General features: G+C 41.1%; 18 protein-coding genes and 1 CRISPR repeat array. Of the genes, 7 read left to right on the plus strand and 11 right to left on the minus strand.

Going from position 1 to position 22,401, the window contains the following annotated elements; translation table 11 throughout:
• Positions 1-9: 9 nt before the first annotated feature.
• Complete coding sequence (locus NWP25_RS13310; protein ID WP_280651099.1) at positions 10-228, plus strand: DUF4926 domain-containing protein; 219 nt, start codon at positions 10-12, stop codon at positions 226-228.
• A 367-nt stretch (positions 229-595) separates the two neighbouring features.
• Here the strand turns inward: NWP25_RS13310 and NWP25_RS13315 are convergent, their stop codons facing one another.
• The 7 genes from NWP25_RS13315 to NWP25_RS13345 form a co-directional block, all read right to left on the minus strand.
• Positions 596-775, minus strand: coding sequence for a hypothetical protein (locus NWP25_RS13315; RefSeq protein ID WP_313958980.1), 180 nt, complete (start codon positions 773-775; stop codon positions 596-598).
• A gap of 87 nt (positions 776-862) precedes the next feature.
• Positions 863-3,313: a CRISPR direct-repeat array (repeat unit 36 nt; unit sequence GTTTCCATTCAATTAGTGTCCCCAGCGAGTGGGGAC).
• Positions 3,314-3,700: 387 nt separating this feature from the next.
• Entirely contained in the window at positions 3,701-4,543 is an 843-nt protein-coding gene (locus tag NWP25_RS13320; RefSeq protein ID WP_280699569.1) for a carbohydrate ABC transporter permease, read from the minus strand.
• A gap of 85 nt (positions 4,544-4,628) precedes the next feature.
• Positions 4,629-5,177: a 5-formyltetrahydrofolate cyclo-ligase gene (locus NWP25_RS13325; RefSeq protein WP_280651101.1), complete on the minus strand. Its 549-nt coding sequence runs from the start codon at positions 5,175-5,177 to the stop codon at positions 4,629-4,631.
• Positions 5,178-5,268: 91 nt separating this feature from the next.
• Positions 5,269-6,213: a GDP-L-fucose synthase family protein gene (locus tag NWP25_RS13330; protein WP_280651102.1), complete on the minus strand. Its 945-nt coding sequence runs from the start codon at positions 6,211-6,213 to the stop codon at positions 5,269-5,271.
• 30 nt (positions 6,214-6,243) lie between these two features.
• Positions 6,244-7,320: a GDP-mannose 4,6-dehydratase gene (gene gmd / locus NWP25_RS13335; protein WP_280651103.1), complete on the minus strand. Its 1,077-nt coding sequence runs from the start codon at positions 7,318-7,320 to the stop codon at positions 6,244-6,246.
• A 583-nt stretch (positions 7,321-7,903) separates the two neighbouring features.
• A complete protein-coding gene (locus NWP25_RS13340; RefSeq protein WP_280651104.1) occupies positions 7,904-8,686 on the minus strand; it encodes a sugar transferase in 783 nt (260 codons plus the stop codon).
• 109 nt (positions 8,687-8,795) lie between these two features.
• Positions 8,796-9,941 carry a glycosyltransferase gene (locus tag NWP25_RS13345; protein ID WP_280651105.1) on the minus strand — a complete coding sequence of 382 codons (1,146 nt, stop codon included), beginning with the start codon at positions 9,939-9,941 and terminating at the stop codon, positions 8,796-8,798.
• Positions 9,942-10,201: 260 nt separating this feature from the next.
• Between NWP25_RS13345 and NWP25_RS13350 the strand changes: the two genes are divergently transcribed.
• On the plus strand, positions 10,202-11,140 hold the full coding sequence (locus tag NWP25_RS13350; protein WP_280651106.1) for an NAD-dependent epimerase/dehydratase family protein: 939 nt from the start codon (positions 10,202-10,204) through the stop codon (positions 11,138-11,140).
• Positions 11,141-11,226: 86 nt separating this feature from the next.
• Here NWP25_RS13350 and pgsA read toward each other — a convergent pair whose 3' ends face one another.
• Positions 11,227-11,745, minus strand: coding sequence for a CDP-diacylglycerol--glycerol-3-phosphate 3-phosphatidyltransferase (gene pgsA, locus NWP25_RS13355; RefSeq protein ID WP_280699576.1), 519 nt, complete (start codon positions 11,743-11,745; stop codon positions 11,227-11,229).
• Positions 11,746-12,094: 349 nt separating this feature from the next.
• Between pgsA and NWP25_RS13360 the strand changes: the two genes are divergently transcribed.
• Entirely contained in the window at positions 12,095-13,504 is a 1,410-nt protein-coding gene (locus NWP25_RS13360) for an aspartate ammonia-lyase (protein ID WP_280656436.1), read from the plus strand.
• 237 nt (positions 13,505-13,741) lie between these two features.
• On the opposite strand, the gene NWP25_RS13365 is transcribed toward NWP25_RS13360, so the two are convergent.
• Entirely contained in the window at positions 13,742-15,358 is a 1,617-nt protein-coding gene (locus NWP25_RS13365; RefSeq protein ID WP_280651108.1) for a peptidoglycan-binding domain-containing protein, read from the minus strand.
• Positions 15,359-16,002: 644 nt separating this feature from the next.
• On the opposite strand from NWP25_RS13365, the gene NWP25_RS13370 reads away from it, so the two are divergent.
• The 4 genes from NWP25_RS13370 to panD all read left to right on the plus strand — a co-directional run bounded on the left by NWP25_RS13370 (position 16,003) and on the right by panD (position 19,733).
• Positions 16,003-16,977, plus strand: coding sequence for a DUF362 domain-containing protein (locus tag NWP25_RS13370; RefSeq protein WP_280699570.1), 975 nt, complete (start codon positions 16,003-16,005; stop codon positions 16,975-16,977).
• A 1,141-nt stretch (positions 16,978-18,118) separates the two neighbouring features.
• Positions 18,119-18,301 (plus strand): hypothetical protein, encoded by a 183-nt coding sequence (locus tag NWP25_RS13375; RefSeq protein WP_280651110.1) that lies wholly within the window; start codon positions 18,119-18,121, stop codon positions 18,299-18,301.
• Between the two features lie 364 nt (positions 18,302-18,665).
• Positions 18,666-19,178 carry an inorganic diphosphatase gene (locus NWP25_RS13380; RefSeq protein ID WP_280651111.1) on the plus strand — a complete coding sequence of 171 codons (513 nt, stop codon included), beginning with the start codon at positions 18,666-18,668 and terminating at the stop codon, positions 19,176-19,178.
• A 168-nt stretch (positions 19,179-19,346) separates the two neighbouring features.
• The gene (gene panD / locus NWP25_RS13385) at positions 19,347-19,733 is read left to right on the plus strand and encodes an aspartate 1-decarboxylase (protein ID WP_280651112.1); all 387 of its coding nucleotides are present in this window, start codon (positions 19,347-19,349) and stop codon (positions 19,731-19,733) included.
• A 39-nt stretch (positions 19,734-19,772) separates the two neighbouring features.
• Here panD and NWP25_RS13390 read toward each other — a convergent pair whose 3' ends face one another.
• Together NWP25_RS13390 and NWP25_RS13395 are read right to left on the minus strand one after the other, a co-directional pair.
• Entirely contained in the window at positions 19,773-20,837 is a 1,065-nt protein-coding gene (locus tag NWP25_RS13390) for an anthranilate phosphoribosyltransferase family protein (protein WP_280651113.1), read from the minus strand.
• A 45-nt stretch (positions 20,838-20,882) separates the two neighbouring features.
• The gene (locus NWP25_RS13395; RefSeq protein ID WP_280651114.1) at positions 20,883-21,806 is read right to left on the minus strand and encodes a LysR family transcriptional regulator; all 924 of its coding nucleotides are present in this window, start codon (positions 21,804-21,806) and stop codon (positions 20,883-20,885) included.
• Positions 21,807-22,401: the final 595 nt, after the last annotated feature.

Consider the following 22,401-nt stretch of genomic DNA (forward strand, 5'->3'; position numbering starts at 1 on the left):
TACCGGAATATGAAGCCTCATGTATGGCTAAATTACAGCGCATTTTATCTAAGTAGGTACAAGGGCGGGATAGTTGAGTTATTAGCCGATGGCGCTGCGTTTGAAGTAGAATTTAGCGATAGTAATGGACAAACTTATGAATCTGTTGGGTTGCCTCCAGAGCAAATTATGGTGTTATATTTTGAGTCAATATCCCCTAATTTAGTACCGGAAATAGTTACTGCCTAAGTGTTATTCATAACCGCAACTGTAGTTGTACTTATATACCGTTAGGGTATTGGAGCAGGAATTTTAGTAGCTATTTTAGTATTAGTTGGCTTAATTCGGTCTAATAAATCCGTCTTAGCAAATATTACTTACTTTATAATTCTAGAAGAAAAACAGTCAGAAAGTTTGTAGGTTTCAAGCAAAGGCAACTCTTAATGAGAGTAAATAAAATTTATGATTTTGTTTCTAAGCATGAAATAGAACCTTATGTGGACTCGTTAAGCAATCTTCAAGATTATTTTCAGAGCTTAAAGCATGAATAGTTTTGCAGGCATAACCCAACACAACCTATGTTTATATTGTTGGGTTTCACTTCGTTCTATCCAACCTACTCGTTTCTAATATGATCATCAAAAATAATATCCTCACCTGCACCCCACATAATGTCATAGATACCTTGACGCACAGCACGATGAAAACTGGAATATTCCCAATCTTTTGCTGATTTTACCAAACCATGTTTCACCGGATTATAATGGGTGTATTCAACATAATTTTGAAAATCCATCTCATCTTTAATTAAATGTTCCCATTAACTGGTCTCCACAAACAGTTAGAGAGTGTAGAGAACAAAGGAAAAAATGCAAAAATTAATGTTTCCATTCAATTAGTGTCCCCAGCGAGTGGGGACCATCATGTTTGTTGACACTCTATTCCCTTATCTATCTAGAGTTTCCATTCAATTAGTGTCCCCAGCGAGTGGGGACTCTATTATTCTATTCCTAAGTTCAACGTCACCAGTTTCCATTCAATTAGTGTCCCCAGCGAGTGGGGACTCAATACATATTTTTATTCATCGATAGGTGCAAGACAGTTTCCATTCAATTAGTGTCCCCAGCGAGTGGGGACCAAAACGGCATTAATATACCTGGTCTCGAAATACCCAGGTTTCCATTCAATTAGTGTCCCCAGCGAGTGGGGACTTCTTCCTTGAGAAAGAAGAAGCGAGAGACATTGAAGTTTCCATTCAATTAGTGTCCCCAGCGAGTGGGGACTTGAGAAAGAAGAAGCGAGGGATATCGAGTCACTGGAGTTTCCATTCAATTAGTGTCCCCAGCGAGTGGGGACACATAAAACAAAGGGAAAAAGTTATGACACTATTACAGTTTCCATTCAATTAGTGTCCCCAACGAGTGGGGACCATCATTAAAGATTAACTTTGATTATCTATCTCCCGAGTTTCCATTCAATTAGTGTCCCCAGCGAGTGGGGACAAAAAAACAAGTGAACTACAAGCAATTACAAGCCGAGTTTCCATTCAATTATTGTCCCCAGCGAGTGGGGACATCTACTCAAAGCTCGGCTTTGAGTGGGAAAAAACCACGTTTCCATTCAATTAGTGTCCCCAGCGAGTGGGGACATCTACTCAAAGCTCGGCTTTGAGTGGGAAAAAACCACGTTTCCATTCAATTAGTGTCCCCAGCGAGTGGGGACGGGAGGAACACCCTCTGTGGGGTGTGTATATGCGCGCCACGTTTCCATTCAATTAGTGTCCCCAGCGAGTGGGGACCTCCCCAGTACTGTCCGCTTCTAGAGCTATACGTGTCGCCGTTTCCATTCAATTAGTGTCCCCAGCGAGTGGGGACCGTTAAAGTGTGGGATATGACTACAGAGAAACTCCGGTTTCCATTCAATTAGTGTCCCCAGCGAGTGGGGACTCATTATGGGTCCTAGTGGTGGGGCAGAGAATGTCAGTTTCCATTCAATTAGTGTCCCCAGCGAGTGGGGACCAAAAAAGCCAAGAGCATGAACAAAAAAGCAAAAGCTGTTTCCATTCAATTAGTGTCCCCAGCGAGTGGGGACCGGTTACTTCCGTCGCCATAAGCCCGGACGGCAAAGTTTCCATTCAATTAGTGTCCCCAGCGAGTGGGGACTGCAAAACAGGGCTTCTATAGGGCCATATCTCTAGTGTTTCCATTCAATTAGTGTCCCCAGCGAGTGGGGACGCAGAAAAAGAAAAAAGGAAGAAATTGACCAGAAAAGTTTCCATTCAATTAGTGTCCCCAGCGAGTGGGGACGACTACGACTCTGTGGAGGAAGCACAGGCGAGTTGTGTTTCCATTCAATTAGTGTCCCCAGCGAGTGGGGACAGGACTTACCCGAGATGAGGGGTGTTAGACCTCACATAAGTTTCCATTCAATTAGTGTCCCCAGCGAGTGGGGACAGAGGAGGAGACTCCTAGAGGTAGCTGAGGGCTACGTTTCCATTCAATTAGTGTCCCCAGCGAGTGGGGACTCACGTTAGGTTTAGAGCCCCTTTACTGGGGTGAGTGGAGTGAGTTTCCATTCAATTAGTGTCCCCAGCGAGTGGGGACTCTCCAGGAGGCTCTTGATATCGCGAAAGAGATTAGTTTCCATTCAATTAGTGTCCCCAGCGAGTGGGGACTAATAAGAAAAACAATCAAACTCTGGGCGGAGATCTTAGGTTTCCATTCAATTAGTGTCCCCAGCGAGTGGGGACGAAATCACCAAAGCTGTCTAAAGCATTAATACAGAGTTTCCATTCAATTAGTGTCCCCAGCGAGTGGGGACCTGGGTTCTTTACAGAGCTCGAATGCGAGTTTTACTGTTTCCATTCAATTAGTGTCCCCAGCGAGTGGGGACCTGCCCCGTTAAAGCGGCCGTCTCAGGAACCGACAGTTTCCATTCAATTAGTGTCCCCAGCGAGTGGGGACAGATCGTCTAGACAACGCATGGCAAAGCTTACAACTTTGTTTCCATTCAATTAGTGTCCCCAGCGAGTGGGGACTCGAAAAAGAGTGGGGGGAGGTCATCCTAGTCCTGCGGGGTTTCCATTCAATTAGTGTCCCCAGCGAGTGGGGACGCAAAAGCATGTAGAACTATCACAGCTGTTGAGTAAATGTTTCCATTCAATTAGTGTCCCCAGCGAGTGGGGACAAACCCTAACATCCTCAAGAACGTAGCCACATCGTTAAGTTTCCATTCAATTAGTGTCCCCAGCGAGTGGGGACATGGAACCCCATGGACTCTCGCCTTCAGCCCCGACGGCGTTTCCATTCAATTAGTGTCCCCAGCGAGTGGGGACTCACCCATTTTAAACCCTTACCTGGTAAGAAATCTAGATGCACTTTCCGAAGTTCAGGAAAGTTAACGGCTGAAATAGACTTTACCATAGTAGTAAAACTCCTGAAACCCTTACCCAGCAAAAGACCGAAGTTCAAAACCAAAAAATAACTATTCCAGGGATTTTGGTTGAACCTCGGGAATGATTCACTAATGCATCGTGGGATCCACTGTACCCGCACCTAGGCCCTAGCCCAAATAATTAGTGAACTTAGCAAAAATCTACTTACCATCCTTCTTGACACTCCTCATATTTACGGACAGGGAGGCAAATGAGCAGTGGGAGCCATGGTACATCAGCATTATGTCAATTAATCAATATTTTTGTTAATCCTCGACATTCTTGCATTTAGCCTTTGACACCACTATGGGTTTCCGTAGGTACGATGTAACGCTGTAAAAATAAAAACAATAGTAATATTGGCGCAATAGAAATTATTGAACCTGCAGCAACTAACCGCCAATCTAAAGAAAATGTACCGGCTAACTTTGCTACTCCCAAGGGCAGAGTATATAGGCCTTCATCTTGGATGACAACTAAAGGCCAAAGAAAGTCGCTCCAAGAACCAATGAAGACAAAAATAGACAAAGTAACTAACCCTGGGCGAATTGCCGGCAACATAATATGCCACCATAAACCCAACTCTGAACTACCATCCATCCGCCCAGCTTCTTCGAGTTCCTTGGGTACGCTCATAAAAGCTTGTCGCAGTAAAAAAATCCCAAAAGCTGAAGCTAAATTAGGAAAAATTATTCCTAAGTAAGTATTCCTTAAACCTAATTGAACCGTTAAAATATACAGAGGTATCATCACGATTTGAAAAGGAATCATGATGGTAGAAACCATGGCAATAAAAATCCAGTTTCGCCCCACAAATGACAATCTTGCTAAAGGGTAAGCAGCTAAAGAACAAAATAATAAATTCAAACCCACAGTCATCACAGCTACCAAGGTGCTATTGTATAGATATTGTGGAAAAGGTAAAGCTTGCCACACAGTAAAGAAATTGTTTAATGTTGGTTCACTGGGGAACAACTGGGGCGGCCACTGTAAAATATTTTCTCCAGGAGACTTCAAAGCTGTGCTGACTAGCCACAATAAAGGAAAAAGCGTTCCTAGTGCGATGGCTCCTAATAAACTGTAGATAAAAATAAGTTGCCGTCCTCGGTTAGAAATATTTAAATTAGTCAACTTTATTCCCCTAAATTAATAATTTGTGATTTGTAATTCATAATTAAGCCTACTAGCATAATAGGGGAAAAATTTAATTTAGCCGCTATAGTTTCCGGCGGTTTTCAGTAATAATATTCTGTAAAGGTTTATCCCAACTTTCAACAGGTATTTGGGATAAATAAGCAAAATCAAAAACAATACCTATGGTCTGCTTATTTGCCCATTCCGGTGAACTGAGTAAGCGATCATAATATCCACCACCATACCCCAAACGATACTTCTGATAGTTGCAAGCCACACAAGGAACAAGAATCAAATCAACTTCCTGGGGATCTACACTGGGAGCATAGGGATGAGGTTCGGCAATGCCATAAGCTCCGATGTGAAGGGGATCTGCCGGTGTCCAGAAATGCCAAACAAGAGACTTGCCAACGCAACGGGGAAAAGCCCAATTGTAACTAGTATCCCTAAACAATGGACTAAGGTCAGGTTCTTGACGAAAGCTAAAATAAGCTAGGATTGTTCTAGCCTGGATAAATACAGCAGACTTTTTTAGTTGGCTACAGATGCCATGGCTTTTTTGTGTCCATTCTTCCACAGATAGTGATTCCCGTTTTTGTAGCAAAGTCCGGCGTAATTCAACTTTCTTCATTAACAAACCTCCGGGTACCTTGTCTTTTTCATTGGCAGGTTCTGGGTTACTGAGTTAAAAAAGGTGGGCAACAATGCCCACTCTACACCAACTATTCAGCGTTTTGCCGATACCAGTCAATGGTATTCTTTAGCCCTTGTCTAAAACTGACCTGAGGGCTAAAACCAAAAACTTCCTTGGCACGTTCAATATCCAAACAACGCCGGGGTTGACCATTGGGTTTATCTGTTTCCCAAACAATGTCACCATCAAACTCCATTAATTCGCAGATTAGAGTAATTAAATCACGGATCGAGATTTCTGAACCCGTGCCCAAATTAACTGGTTCAGAGTCATTGTAAGATGTAGTACCCATGACAATTCCCCGGGCTGCATCTTCTGAATACAGAAATTCACGGGTAGGACTACCATCACCCCAAACAGGAAGTTGTTTTTCTCCCTTGATCTGAGCTTCATGAACTTTACGAATTAACGCCGGAATTACATGGGAACTACGGGGATCAAAGTTATCTTCAGGTCCGTATAAATTCACTGGCAACAAGTAAATGCCATTAAATCCATACTGCTGGCGGTAAGATTGTAGTTGGACTAAAAGCGCTTTCTTAGCGATTCCGTAGGGAGCGTTAGTTTCTTCAGGGTAACCATTCCATAGGTCATCTTCTTTGAATGGTACTGGTGTAAACTTGGGATAAGCACAAATAGTGCCAACACAAACAAACTTTTTCACTCCAGCTTCATGGGCAGCGTGAATCAATTGAGTACCCATGATCAAGTTGTCGTAGAACAACTCCGCAGGTTTTTCCCGGTTAAGACCAATACCGCCGACATGAGCTGCCAAGTGAATGACAATATCTTGTTGGTTAACTGCACGTTGACAATTTTCTAAGGAACGCAAATCACAGTCACGCGATCGCGTGACTGTAATTTTACCACTATCAAATCCAGCCTTACACAGTTGATCAATTACCTGACGGCCGAGAAATCCTGCGCCACCAGTGACAAGAATCCGTTGGTTTTGTAATTCTAACCTGGTCATAATGTCATAATTTTATTGTCTGCCGATAAATCAAAAGTGGAGAGACCCCAGCTCTTGACGAATAGTGGCGATATCATTAGCAACTGTACCATTGCCACTGGGTGAACACTGACCTAATGCGTTTAAATCTGCTTCTACCATTAAAGCTACTAACTCGTCAAAGGTAACTGATGGTTCCCAACCCAACTTTTGTTTTGCCTTAGTAGGATCGCCAATTAACAAATCCACTTCTGCAGGACGGATATAGCGCTCGTCGAACTCAACATAATCTTCCCACTTGAGGTTGACACAACCAAATGCCTTTTCCAAAAATTGGCGCACGGAGTAAGTTTCACCAGTGGCAATCACGTAGTCCTCAGGGTGGTCTTGCTGCAACATCAACCACATTGCCCGTACGTAATCTTTAGCATAGCCCCAGTCTCGTTTGGAATCCAGATTACCCATATAAACTTTTTTCTGTTTACCAGCTACAATTTTTGCAACTGCCATCGTAATTTTACGGGTTACAAAAGTTTCACCGCGACGTGGTGATTCGTGGTTAAATAGAATGCCATTACAAGCAAATAAATTATAAGACTCGCGGTAATTCACTGTTTGCCAATGGGCATAAACTTTAGCGCAAGCATAGGGACTGCGGGGATAAAAAGGGGTTGTTTCGTTTTGAGGTACTGCTTGCACTAAACCAAACATTTCTGAGGAACCTGCTTGGTAGAAACGCACCTGTACTCCCGTACGTTGCTGGTAATCGCGAATTGCTTCCAGTAAACGTAAGGTTCCCATTCCTACGGAGTCAACGGTATATTCCGGTGAGTCAAAGCTAACTCTCACATGAGATTGAGCACCCAAGTTATAAATTTCCGTGGGCTTTACTTCTTCTAAAATACGGCGTAAAGTTGTACCATCTGTCAAGTCACCGTAGTGAAGAAATAACCGCGCTCCTTGTTTGTGAGGATCTTCATACATATGATCAATGCGGTCTGTGTTGAAGGTAGAAGTCCGGCGGATAATACCATGTACCTCGTAACCTTGTTCCAACAAAAACTCACTCAGGTATGAACCATCTTGACCTGTAATACCGGTAATTAACGCGCGCTTCCTTTGGGTCATCTCAATTTTCCTTTGTTTTTTTTGACAATGTATTTACATGGAAATACATGTTTATTTTGACAAACTAGTAGCTAAACACTACACTGTTTGATGGTAAACCTAACAGTGGAAACTGTTAACAGAGGTTGTCCATTACTAAATCTAGTAAACACTAATGTTACAATTTGTTTTAAGCAGTTTAACTCAAAAGCAAGCTCATGTATCTTATTTTTATTTATATTTATTATTATATTTATTATTATGTTGTATAAATTTTATATACGATTTTATCCCAAAACTTATTTACAGGTCTTTCAGAAGAGTTGAATTCTGGAATAAAAATTTACAATTTTTGCCTTTTACCCAGATAAAGTTCATTGTCTATTGAGAATAGAGTCATTAATTGCTCAAATTTTGTATCACCGACGCACAACTTGGACAGTCAACAGTCAAGATTTCTGCAGGTCCTTATATATATTAGCTTTAAATCAATTCCCTAATATCAGGCATGAATTATTAATCATGTCTAATTTTTTCAGATTATAACAGTGGGGGTAAAGGATTTCCCATGGCCTCACCCCCTGCTAGCCGACGCCTTACCTCTTTAGTATGCCCCTTTATTCTTGGGCATAATAACTACATCAATTGTTTTCAAGATTATCCATAAATCAAGCCAAAGATTCCTAAATTTCACATAGTGCAGGTCTATTTGCACTCTTCTTGGGTAAGGAATGTCATTACGTCCAGAAACTTGCCATAATCCAGTAATTCCTGGACGGATTGTTAAAATATGGTCAATGTGACAACCATATTTTGGCAGTTCTGAAGTCACTAAAGGGCGCGGACCCACAACGCTCATGTCTCCCTTGAGAACGTTCCAGAATTGAGGAAATTCGTCCAAGCTGGTAATTCGCAAAAATCGACCTATTTTCGTGATGCGGGGATCTTGCTTCAATTTAAAGCTGCTTTCAAACTCTTGCCGTAACTGGGGAGAGGTTTCCATCATTTGTATTAGGATTTCATCTGCATTGGTCACCATTGTCCGGAACTTAATACAGTTAAAAGTCTTATAGTTTTTGCCCACACGCTTCTGGACATAAAAAATCGGTCCTTCCGAGCTACAAGCAATCAGCAAGGACAGAATTAAATAAACTGGGAAAAACAAAATCAATACCAACAGGGAAAACACTATATCAAACAGTCGTTTAGCGAACTCTCCGTTTAAAGCCTGAAAAGAAAAACCTGTAGGTTTGAGCCTGGGGGCTTTTGTTTTTTGTTTGCCACTCAAAAAAGTGCGCGTAGACGCGCTAGTATTTTGCCGTTGGGCTTTGCCATTCCTCAAGGGTTGGCCTCGCTTTCCGGAGAGGAGTGAGCTCTGGGCAGTCATTATACTCCTTAATAATCCACACCACACATAGTCCCAATCTTAAAGCTAAAATGAACTGCTTCTGGGAATAAATTGCCAAAAGCCCACAAAACAAGTGATTAAATTTGGTTCATGGCCTTGAAGATGTTTTTTCTTTGTTGCATTGATCTATAAATTTGAGATACCGCTCGGCAAAAACCGACGATGAAAACTGGGAAACGTGCGATCGCACATACTCAGGATTGAAAGCATTTTGATAAATTTCAAATTTTTTCACCGCCTCCATTAAAGCTGCTTCTGTTTGTGTACCAAAAAATATACCCGTTGCTGTATCCAGACAAGAACGTAAATCCCGCACTGTTTCTAAAGCACCTCCCCCACCGTAAGCAATTACTGGAGTGCCACAAGCTTGTGCTTCCACTAAGGCAATGCCAAAATCTTCACAAGCTGCATAAACAAATGCTTTAGCTCTAGCCATATATTTTTTTACCACATTATCAGGTTGCCATCCCAGTATTTGGATATTAGAACTTGCCATACTGCGAATCTTTACCATTTCCGTGCCTGTACCAATAATTACCAATGGTAGTTGTAATTGATTAAAAGCTTTGACAATTAAACATACTTGCTTATAACTGACTAAGCGGGAAACAGTGAGATAAAAATCTTCCTTTTGAGAGAAAAATGGCCAGTTATCGATATTGACTGGGGGATAAATAACTGTTGCTTCTCGGCGATAGCAACGCCAAATGCGACGAGCTGTGTGGTGGGAATTAGCAATGAAGTAATCAACGCGATTAGCACTCAATACATCCCACTGGCGCAAGCGATGCAATAAATACCGAGTTACCCATCCAGCCATACCCTGTCCCAAGGGACTTTGGCGCAAATAATCGAAGGTCAGATCCCAAGCATAGCGCATGGGGCTGTGGCAGTAACAGATATGCAACTGATCGGGAGTTGTCAAAATTCCTTTGGCAACAGCGTGAGATGAAGACAGAATTACGTCATACTCACGTAAGTCCAATTGTTCAATGGCCAATGGCAACAAAGGCAAATACTTTTGTACACCATTACGGGCATAGGGCCAGTGTTGCAGGAACGTTGTGCCGATGTGACGTTTATATAAATAACTTTCAGAATTGCTGGATTCAAAATCAATGAGGGCATATAAATTAGCATCAATATGATTCAGAATTTCCTGCACAACTAGCTCTGAACCGCCTGTGGCTTTCGGTGTGAGCCACTCATGAACTAACGCGTATTTCAAGGGCACAGCTAACTTTAATAGGTAGAAAAAACTTAGCAATTGACGGGGTTAACTGAAAAGTTTTTTAGCGAACAATCAATGGGAACTGCCTTAGATTAAACAGAAGACGTAATTATCTCAAAAAAGGTTCCAGATGAACACTGCAACCTGATACCCTCAAATTGGGGAACGGATAATGGAGAATAGCACAATTTTGGCTGACTCCCTAGCTTCTCCTCCCCCTCGCTACTATTTGACAACAGATAAAAATTAAAGACTGGGAATTTATGCGAATTTTAATCATGGGTGGTACGAGGTTTATTGGTGTTTACCTCACTGGATTGTTGGTAGAGCAAGGGCATGAGGTGGTACTGTTCAATCGTGGTAATCGTCCCGTACCTGCTTTAGCAGGAGTAGGACAAATTCTGGGCGATCGCACTGACGCTACCCAACTAAAAGAAAAATTATCATCAGAAAGATTTGATGTCATTTTTGACAATAACGGACGGGAACTAAGTGACACTAAACCACTGGCGGAAATTTTTCAAGACAAAGTGCAACATTTTGTGTATATGAGTTCTGCCGGGGTGTATCTCAAATCTGACCAATTACCTCACATAGAAGGTGATGCAGTGGACCCGAAAAGTCGTCACCTAGGTAAGTATGAAACAGAAGCTTATCTGACTCAACACAATTTACCCTTTACTTCCATTCGCCCCACTTATATTTACGGACCACTTAACTATAACGATTTGGAAAGCTGGTTTTTTGATAGAATCCTTCGCGATCGCCCAATTCCCATTCCTGGTAATGGCTTGCACATCACTCAGTTAGGTCATGTAAAAGATTTAGCCACAGCCATGTCCAAGGTCATCGGCAATGAACAAGCCATTGGACAAATTTATAATGTCTCTGGTGATCGTTTTGTGACTTTTGATGGTTTAGCCCGTGCTTGTGCTGTTGCTTGTGGTAAATCACCCGAAGTGGTGAAAATTGTCCACTACGACCCGAAAAAATTTGATTTTGGCAAGGGTAAAGCTTTTCCCATGCGAGTGCAGCATTTCTTCGCATCAGTAAATAAAGCCATGACAGAATTAGCTTGGCAACCCGAATATGATTTAGTTTCCGGGCTGGCTAATTCTCTAGAAAACGATTATCTCCCCAGTGGCCGGGACCAAGCTGAAGTTGATTTTTCTATGGATGAACAGATTTTACAAGGTGTTTAGAAGTTTTCTAACTCTGTGCCGAAGTTCCGGAGTTTAGCTTCTTGGCTTTCCTGTTTTACCCTTGGGAAAGCCAATTCTTATCATCATCATTGAATAAAGTTTATCTTTTGTGGCACAATATATATTAATCCTGATATCACCGTCAAGGCAACAGATAGCCAGAAAACAGTTAATGTAGGGACTTGCCAGGCTAGTGATAAAGGTGCAATTAACAGGGATATAGCGATGATTTGACTCACAGTTTTGAGTTTACCCCAAATATTCGCCCCTGTAATGGTGGTTTGATTTACCCGCCAACCCGCGATAGCCAATTCCCTGGCTAAAATTACAAATACCCCCCATGCGGGAATCTTTTGCAATTCCACTAACACCAACAACGGCGCAAGTACGAGGAATTTATCCACCAAGGGATCAAGAAATTTACCCAAATCAGTAATTTGGTTGAGTTTACGGGCTAAATAGCCGTCTAACCAATCAGTCAGCGCCGCAACTAAAAATATTGTCAAACATATCCATCTGGCTTGGGGTGTGGGATTATACAATCCATACAATAAAAATGGTATGCCCAAAAGTCGAGAAAAAGTAATGGCGTTGGGTAAATTCATGACTTGAAATAATAGTTTGAGATAATCAAATAATTCCCCTAATGTCAAGGGTAAATCACTCACTAATTGCGGTACTAGTAATATATCTTGTTCAGCTTCTAAGAATATTCTTTCCTGCTGATAGGAATCAACTAAAACATTATATTCTTCTAGGTCAATTAACCAAGGACAGGATATGACTTTGATTATCTAAATCATTAGAGCGTTTCCCAATGTAATGAAGTACACAGCAATTTATTCTCTGTTCCCTGTTCCCCTTGTCTGTGGTGCGAAACAAAATATCACCAAAATAGGTTTTTAGTCTACTTGCATGGCATGATCTGTATTTTGAGATGATTCCAACAATACTATGACTGAAAATACAGATTTTCGTATTGAACGCGATTCCATGGGCGATCGCCAAATCCCTAGTAGTGCATATTACGGTATTCAAACACTAAGGGCAATAGAAAACTTTGATATTAGCGGCATCAAACCCTTACCTACTTACGTAGATGCTTGTTTAATAATTAAAAAAGCTACTGCTATCGTCAACGGAGAATTGGGTTGCATTCCTCTAGATATCAGTCAAGCAATTGTGCAAGCAGCCGATGAAGCACTCACTGGTAAATTACGGGATCAATTTGTGGTAGACGTTTATCAAGCTGGAGCTGGAACTTCTCACCACATGAATGTCAATGAAGTTTTGGCAAATCGCGCCTTAGAAATTCTCGGTGAAGAAAAAGGCAATTATCAACGGGTTAGTCCTAATGACCATGTAAATTACGGACAGTCCACCAATGATGTGATTCCCACAGCAATTCGCATTGGCGGGTTATTAGCACTTACTCATACTTTACAGCCAGCATTAGAAAAAGCCATGGCGGCTTTGGAAAGCAAAGCAGAAGAATTTCAAGATATAGTCAAATCAGGTAGAACCCATTTACAAGACGCTGTACCTGTGCGTTTAGGTGAGAATTTCCGAGCTTGGGCACATATATTATCAGAACACCAAAACCGCATTTACACAGCCTGTGGAGATTTAATGGTGTTGGGTTTAGGTGGTAGTGCTGCTGGTACTGGGATGAACACTCATCCCCAGTATCGCCCCCGTGTTGTAGAAGTGATTTCCCAACTGATAGAAACACCCTTAGAACCTGCACCCCATTTAATGGCTGCAATGCAGAGTATGGCACCTTTTGTCAATGTTTCCGGGGCTTTACGTAACTTATCTCAAGATTTAGCTAAAATCTCCCATGATTTGCGGTTAATGGACTCGGGCCCTAAAACAGGTTTAAAAGAAATTCAACTACCCCCAGTCCAACCTGGTTCCTCAATTATGCCCGGTAAATATAACCCAGTCATGGCAGAGATGACATCAATGGTATGTTTTCAGGTCATGGGTTACGACAACGCCATCGCTTTAGCCGCCCAAGCTGGACAATTAGAATTAAACGTCATGATGCCCCTAATTGCCTATAATCTGATTCACAGCATTGAAATTCTGGGTAATACCATCGCAGCCCTTACCAAACGCTGTATTCAAGGAATTACCGCCAATAAAGAACGTTGTTTAGCTTATGCCGAAGGCAGTTTAGCATTAGTGACAGCACTGAACACCCACATTGGTTATTTAAATGCAGCATCTGTGGCAAAAGAATCTTTAGAAACTGGTAAATCTCTCAGACAAATTGTATTAGAACGAGGGTTAATGACCGAAGCAGAATTAGCAACAGTTTTAAACTTAGAACAAATGAGCGCCATTGTTCCTCTTAAGTAATTGTTAATCAATATTTCTCAAAAATCTGAAAAAAAATGTAGAGACGTTGCATACAACGTCTCCTTAACTTCTACAGCAAGAAGCCTCACATCTCCCCCAATATGAATCCGGGGGGTTTCAACTTACTAGGTAAGTTTCATTTACCCTAATAAGCTCCCACTCCCCACGAGCTATTGAATGACGGGACACCCACTCGTTCCCACTGTCACCCTCAAGGGGTAACATAAGAAATTGTTTCTAATTTTTGTAGATAAAATAGCCTACTTTCCGAGAACCAAATCCTTCTGTCATTAAATTATTAGCAAAGTTTCTCGCACCAGCCTGAGCAATTCGCGGGTTATTAGGTTGACCTGGTTCTGGACGTACTACAGCTATGTGTCCAATACCTCTAGGATTTTTCCAACAAACTAAAGTTGGAATCCCTTGTGCTGCTGAAGATATAGCTATATTTACACTGACACTTTTCCATCCATTGGTAGGGTTATTCAACCAGTCATACATCTCATTTGCTCCTTGTTCTTTTTTACCCACCCAATGAGTTAAGGGCGCACGCAAACAACGCATTACATCTCTGGCAAATATATTGCAGTAAGTTTCACCACCTTGAGGCCAGTATCGTTTATTCTGAGGGTCTGCAACGTTCAAATAATCTATAACTTGACGAATTTGCTCAGGAGAACGGACTTGCGGATTTTCCACAACAGGCATATCCTCATCTTGAAGATACCGCGCTCGTTGTCCAGGTTCTCCTATCCACCGTTTAGGATTAGAGGAAATTGCAGTCTTAGCAAATGGGTTATCACTTGGAAAGAAAAAGCCTTGAATTTCTTTATTGGGAATATTCTTCAAGCTTATCAATCCAGTTCCATTGGGATTATTAGGGTTTGTAGATTTGTCACCAAGAGCTTGCCAAGTTTGAAATCCAACTATCCCATCTACTTCGATACGTGCTTGAGTTTGAAATTTTCTCACAGCAGCTTCAGTTTGGGGACCAAAATCTCCATCTACTTGTCCTGCATTAAAACCTTTCTCATTCAATAATTTTTGTAGCGTCTCTACATCTGAGCCTTTACTACCTCTACGAAGGGTGGAGGTAGGTACAGGTAAATTACTATCTTCAGGTATATATTTTAAGTTCCAAGCCTCACCCCTTTCATCTGTGTTAGGAATACGCCAAATGGATGATCCTGAATATTGATTCAGATAATTTTGAAGTTCGGCGGCGGTGGCGGGATTGTTGGCATCAGCTTCAGAACCCCAAATTGGTAGAATTGGTTTAGTTAAGCCAAGTTGCTTGTGTGCCTTTAAACAAGCCTCCACTTTTTCTTGGGTAGTAGGTCGAAAACTAAACTTTTCAAAATATATTTGAGGCAAAGCAATATCACAATACTTGTCTAATATTCCCCAAGGAATCTGACGATGAAATTCAGGATAACCAAAACTGGTATATCCAAGAGATCCTTTTTTAACTAAAGGTCGCAATGCAAGCAGAAGTTTTTCTACATAGGGGTGAGTGCTTTCATCCTTTACTTCCTCTTCGACATCAAGAACATACCCGTCTAAGCCACAATCAAGAGCCTGCTTGACTTTTTCTACTTGTTGTTCCACATCAGATGTTCCATAATGGTATCCCCATCCATAAACTTCAATTCCACGAGATTTGAAACTTTGAACTATTTGTGGGGAACATTGCCAATCCCAAAATGTAGGGTTTTGTTGTTGATTTCTTTTGCCGTCAAATACTTTAAGATAAATACGTTTTACATGACATTTGTCCAGCTGTTCTAAATAATCTGAACGAATTTTTGACAGATTCCAAATCCAAACTCCACGATGATGTTCAGACATACTCATTTTTAAAACTCTATTAGGTTAGCAATTAGCTGTAGTTGTTCCTCTTTCCTAGCATCCATGCAAAAACTTACGCTAAGGCTAAACAGCAGACATAGCAATTTTTATAGCATGGATTATATCTTTTGACGTAAAGCTTATCATCAGATAATTTCCTGTCAGATTATAACGTGGTTTTGGTATCATCTGACAGCATTTAATTACCCTATGAGTTAGTCTTCACAAATTTATCTATGGATTCCTGAAAATTTTTTATCAAATATGGAAATGGAAAATAATAGGGAACGGGGAAAGCGGGTAAATCCTCAACGTGGAATCTACACCAAACAACACGGTAAGAACCAAAAACCTAATTTGAGCAATTAATGACTCTGACTGTTGATTGTTGACTGTTGACTGTCCAAGTTGTGCGTCGGTGATACAAAATTTGAGCAATTAATGACTCTATTATTAATAGACAATGAACTTTATCTGGGTAAAACGCAAAAATTGTAAATTTTTATCCCAGGATTCAACACTTCTGGTAGAGTCTCGGTGGCTTTAGTCCGGGGAGTGTCAATAAAGGCTTTTCCACTTTGACAAAATGGCTCGTCGGAAAATAGATTTTGTTTATATAATTGGGGGTATATTAATACACTTTATTATCCATGCAGACTCAAAAACCATCTGTCAGTTTCATTCGGGCTACTTCCTACGAAGGCGAGGCTTTGCAAGCATCTTTAGTTACTTTGCTAGAACCTTTTGGGGGGATGTCTGCCTTTGTTAAACCTGGTAACAGAGTTTTACTAAAACCAAATCTTCTCACAGGTGCGCGTCCTACTAAGGAGTGCACAACCCGCCCTGAACTGGTTTATGAAGTTGCCCAGATGGTCATAGAAGCTGGTGGTAAGCCATTTTTAGGCGATAGCCCCGCTTTTGGTAGCGCCCAGGGAGTAGCAGAAGCCAACGGCTATGTTCCACTGTTACGAGAATTAAATATACCCATCATTGAGTTTCATGGTAAGCGTTACCAAACTCTCAATGAAGATTTTAATCACCTGCGGCTGTGTAAAGAAGCCATGGAAGCAGATGTAGTAATTAATTTACCCAAAGTCAAATCACATATGCAGTTGACTTTAACAATGGGAGTAAAAAATCTCTTTGGTTGCGTCCCAGGTAAAATGAAAGCTTGGTGGCACATGGAAGCTGGCAAAGATCCTCACCGCTTTGGTGAGATGTTAGTAGAGACTGCTAGAGCAATTAACCCGAATTTGACCATATTAGATGGTATTATCGGTCATGAAGGTAACGGCCCCAGTGGTGGCGAACCTCGTAATTTAGGGATTTTAGCAGCTGCAGCAGATGTATTTGCCTTGGATAGGGCAATGGTAGAAATCCTCAAGGTCAAACCTGAACAAGTCCCCACAGTTGCAGCCTCTCAACGCCTGGGCTTTTGTCCAGAATTGACTGACATAGAATTTCCTCATTTACATCCTGATTTACTCAAAATCGAGGATTGGCAATTGCCAGATAAGTTAATGCCCATTGATTTTGCCATGCCTCGTGTAATTAAGTCTACTTTTAAACATCTTTACATTCGCTTTCTCAAAGAACCGATGAGTACCTATGGTCGAAGTTCATAACTGAACAATTAGTGGGAGTTGTCTTTTTCATGGGGGTTGGTTTGAGGTGAAAGCTATGCTACCTGTCCATGATAGATTTTTTCGTGTCTTTTTTTGCCTAAGTATGGGCTGAAACTAATACCTAGTAATAATTTGAGTATCCTGAGAGGATGTCTGAAGTGTTTTTGTTGTGGCATTTAATAGGCATTTAATATTTATATATGCCTCTCAACCACGCTTTTTAAGGGGGATTTGAAGTTTTTATTCACCTCTTTGTCAAGGAAAGTAAGGTGGGACAATATGTGAATATTAACACAAGTGTTGAATCCTGCAATAAGAATTTACAATTTTTGCCTTTTACCCAGATAAAGTTCATTGTCTATTAAGAATAGAGTCATTAATTGCTCAAATTTTGTATCACCAACGCACAACTTGGACATTCAACAATCAACATTTCTGATAAAGATGCTATGTACAGATAAGAAAAAAGCGTGACAATCTTATCCCTGGTAGTTAAACTATGATTTGTACTTCAATTGGCGGGCAAGATGCCCACCCCACAAAAGTTTCATGATTATGATTTGTACTTCATAAGAACGAAATCTGCTGTATTTTGAAATATTAATTATTAAAAGTCAGGTTTAAACTGACTTTTTTTATTTAAAATTTATTTTTTTGGGTTGTGCCTATTAACAAATTTGTTTTTCCCTAGGGTAAATGAATCATTGTTGTGGGATTTTCCATACTATAAATTAAATTAGATTTTGTTGCAATGAAAACATTTGAATTAAGTAATTTTTCGTGATTTGTTACTGAATTTAGTCTGACTAAGCTAGTTATAATAAATGTTATACTCATAGAGTATTTTATGTACACTAACAAAAAAAACAATTTTTGCTGCTTTGCTTAACCTATTATTAACTAAGGAACAAGAAATTACAGCTATGAAGTCCCACTCATTGGCTACCAAAGTCAAGACTTTAATGTGTTTGTGTAAGTTTGTATCAAAAACAGCAGTTAATAAACCGCTATTATGGGAATTGGCAAAGTGTTTGAAATTTTTGAATGCTACATAGTTGACAGTGAAAAAATAGTTAGAATATCATCAACACTCTCCTCTAGAGAGTAAAACTACAAAAAAAGTGACGAATTTCAAATTTGTATGAATGCAAATAGCGAGTCTGCCAGCCCTACCGATACATATTCCCATCGTTTGGCAGACATTGTGGGAACTGCGATCGCTCTAGTGACTCTAACAGTACCTGTGTTTGTTATTGCTCACTATTCAACCGATGTTCCAAACCAGCAAACCCGAACCTATACACTACCAAGAAGTGGAAATTAAACAACAGCTAGCAGTAACATTTCACTACAAGTTAGCTCGAGAAAGGAGAAAACAGATTGTGATCTGATATTTTGGATGTGTAGTTACCAGGACATAACTCTGAATTTCTATTGTCTTCTGACTGATTCGGATATAAGGATTTCAAATTTTTTGGTTTCTCACCAAATTATAGATGTGTGAATGGTAGAAAGCGTTGGGGGGGTTCTCACAGCGCTTTTTGCTGTTGGGACTGGACTCATACTTGCGATGTTAAACAGTAATTCAGTTGAATATGTTGGGAAGAAAGTCCATCTTGGCTTTAAAATTCTACAAAAGGAGCCAAAGTCAGTGCTACCTAATTTACTGTTATCAGAGGAGTTTGTTTGTGGATTTATCCCGTATTCCTGCTCAACCTAAACCCGGTATACTCAACGTTTTAATTGAAATACCCGGCGGGAGTAAAAATAAATACGAGTTTGACAAGGACTTGCAAGGCTTTGCCCTAGACAGAGTGCTTTATTCTTCGGTACGATATCCTTATGACTACGGCTTTGTACCTAACACTTTAGCTGATGATGGTGATCCTTTGGATGGAATGGTAATTATGGATGAGCCAACCTTTCCCGGCTGTATCATTCCAGCACGACCCATTGGGATGTTAGAGATGATTGATGGAGGCGATCGAGACGAGAAAATTCTTTGTGTTCCTGACAAAGATCCGCGTTACGCTGGAGTAAAATCACTCAAAGACATAGCACCACACCGCTTAGAGGAAATTGCCGAATTTTTCCGTAGCTATAAAAATTTGGAAAAGAAGGTAACACAAATTCTGGGTTGGCAGGATGTTGATCAGGTTTCAGCTTTAGTGGATAAATTCATCAAGGCTGCCAAAGCATAATGTAAAAGTTTAATAGTTATGAGTTATGGGTTGTGAGTTATGAGTTTTTATTTCTAAGTTCTAACTTCTAACTTCTAACTCCTAACTGTAGAAAACCTTTGTTGAAACATAAACAGCTTTGGCTGGTTGCGATTTGCAAAAAGTGCTCCCCAAAAAAAAATCAAAGAAATGCAACGTACCGTCCTTTTGGCAAAGATTCACAATTGTACCCTCACAGGGGCAAATATCAACTATGTTGGTAGTATCAGCATCGATAAAATTTTATTAGACAAAGCTGGCATTTTACCCTACGAGCAAGTTCAAGTAGTGAACAATGCCAACGGAGAGCGTTTTATTACTTATGCAATACCAGCCCCAGCTCATTCCGGCGTGATTGAGTTAAATGGGGCGGCAGCACGTCTAGGGATTACAGGCGATCGCTTGATTATAATGACTTACGGGCAGTTCACTGTGGAGGAGTTAAACAATTACTCACCTAGGGTAGTCATTGTGGACGAAAAAAATTGCCCATTGGAAGTACGGCACTACAATGATCTGCTCAGTTCCACAATGTGACTGCGGTTACCAAGGTGAAGTTACATGAAGGCTCTGGATTCATGGGTGGGGTGGTTCGGAATTCATCTTCAATGCTTGGCGAAGTTCTTGGAGTGTTGCAGCTACCGCACCACTGGTTAATAATTCTGCTGCTTTGGTTAAACCAGATTGCATATTTGAACATAGGCCAGCCCGCCACAGGTAAAATCCCCCGTTCCATAAAGCTGTGTGCATAAGTTCTCCTGGTTGACCAGCTACAACTTGTTTTATTTGGTCTAGTAATTCCGCCGTGGTGTTCAAGGGGACATTTTTGCTTGTAATACCATAGTCATGGGGTGACAGTAGCAACCTTTGTATTTCTAGAGAACTTTGAGATAACCCTATAATTGCGGTGCGATCGCGTGGTAAATCACAACTACCTTCTAATCCCTTAATAAAAGTATATTTGTCTACTTTTCTCAAATTCAACGCTACCCGAAACATTGTTTCTGTGGGCGGATGAACAAAACCAGCCACAATATGAGCATCCCCAGCATAAGGACACCAAATTAATTCCATTGTCGCTAAAGGTGGACGCTTGCCGAGTTGGTCGCGATATTCCCACATAGCTTGAATTAAAGGAAAATGAACAGGTGTATAAACAAAACCGATTTTGGTTTGTGCAAATACTTGCTGGGTTTTTGCCAGTGGTAAAGCAGTCCAATCAACACCCAGGCCTTGCCAAACTTCTATTAAGGGTAAGCCATATTTTGTGGGTAAGCGATGGCCTCCGTGCATCACCACTGGTTGTCCAACGGTGGCCAGTAGTAATGCTGTTATTACGCTTATTGGTGCAGTGCGGGTTCTGCCATCATAAGGTATTCCCAAAATCATCACCGGGGGTTGGGAAGTGATTGGTTGTAACTGTGGCCCCAACTCCTCATAAGCATCTAACATCCCTGCTAACTCTTCGCCGGTGGGGCGCTTGATGCGGTGAGCAATTAAAAATGCTCCAATTTGTGCTGGTTTGGCTTCACCTAGCAGCATCATTTTAGTAGCAGTGGCCGCTTCAGTACGAGTTAAATTCTCTGCTGTATGGTTTCCGCTACCTACTTTTTTTAGTAGTTCCCTAAATACATTACTCATGCCACCCATTGGTCAAAGGTCAAGTTTTGACTAATCAATCATACTTTAGGAAGCTGATCCCTGGGGCTGAAATCGCGGTGGAATGTGTTCGCATACCAGTCGCCAAAAGTTTTGGATCGGGGGGATTTGCAGACGGTCTTGAGTTGTTACCATGACCACCTGACGAGTAAAATTAGAATTGTCAGGTAAAGGACGAACAGCAAGGGTAGGGTCGTTAATAGCTTCTATGAGTGCTGAGTGAGGTAGCAAAGCCACCAGTTGGCCTTGGCGCACCACTGCTCGAAAAGCATCCAAGGTATTTACTTCTAAAGCTGCTTGCAGTTTCGCTCCTAAGTTTTCAAATTTATCTTGCACTAATCGCCGCATCCCATAACCGTCTTTGAAAACTACTTGGGGATAATGCACTAATTCCGACCAAGGAATAGTTTCATATTGAGCCAGGGGATGTTGGGCTGCTGTCAGTACTTTTATTTGTTCTTCTAGTAGTGGTTCTACTACCATTTCTTTACCAGTGGTTAAGAAGCGATTATTCATGACGATAGCTAAATCTACTAATCCATCTTTAAGGACTTTTAGGGCGCGATCGCTACCCAATGATGTGACTCGCAATTGTACCTGTGGATAATCGTGACAAAATTTTTGTAACACTGGTGGCAAGTAGGAAGCACACAGGGAATGAATTGCCGCAATACAAAGTTCCGGTTGCTTCCCGGCGATTAAATTTGTTAATTCCTGTGTCGCAGTTTGCCACTCCTGGCATATTCTCCGGACACGAGGTAGCAAACATTCACCGCCTAAAGTGAGCTTGGCGTGACTGGTGCGGTGAAATAGTTCTACGCCCATATCAGCTTCCAGAGACTGAATTTGGCGACTAATGGTTGATTGGGTGACCCCACATCTTCGGGCTGCTTGTTGAAAACTGCCTGTTTCTGCGATGGCCAGAAAAGCCTGCAACTGCTCTAGCCGCATTTTCTGTAGCTTGAATTACATTTATGGCCTTCACTACGTTAACGGTTTTTTCCGGAAATTTTAGTAAAGCTTGATACAGATTTTTTTGCTATCGTTAACACCAAAACCGGTTTAATATGCTTACCTGTAGCGCAACAATTAATTGAGGGTGGACACGAAGTTCTTTGGTGTACCAGCAAATTTTTTCAGTCACAAGTAAAAAACACAGGAGCAAGTTTTCTACCCATAATCAATACTCTTCACTGTGGCGATGGTGACTATGACAAATATTTTCCTCAATGTCCTGCTCTCACAGGTCTAGCACAGTTGAAGTTTGATTTTAAACACTTGTTTATTGATGTAATATGAGGATACTTACAGGATTTAGCATCAATATCGATAGCACATAGAGAGTTAAAAATAGGACTTAATTTACCCTAACATAGTCAGACATACCCCGACATTTTGTAGTATGGTAGGACAAGTAACAAACTTAGTCCATGCCAATAAACTATGTACCTCCAAGAGTCGCTGCTACCAGACTGGGAGTCAGTACCAAAACTCTCGAAAGGTGGCTTAAAGACGGGAAAATTGAAGGTATCTTCACACAGGGGGG

Origin of the sequence: Umezakia ovalisporum Ak1311, assembly GCF_029891685.1 — a bacterium.
GTDB classification, from domain to species: domain Bacteria; phylum Cyanobacteriota; class Cyanobacteriia; order Cyanobacteriales; family Nostocaceae; genus Umezakia; species Umezakia ovalisporum.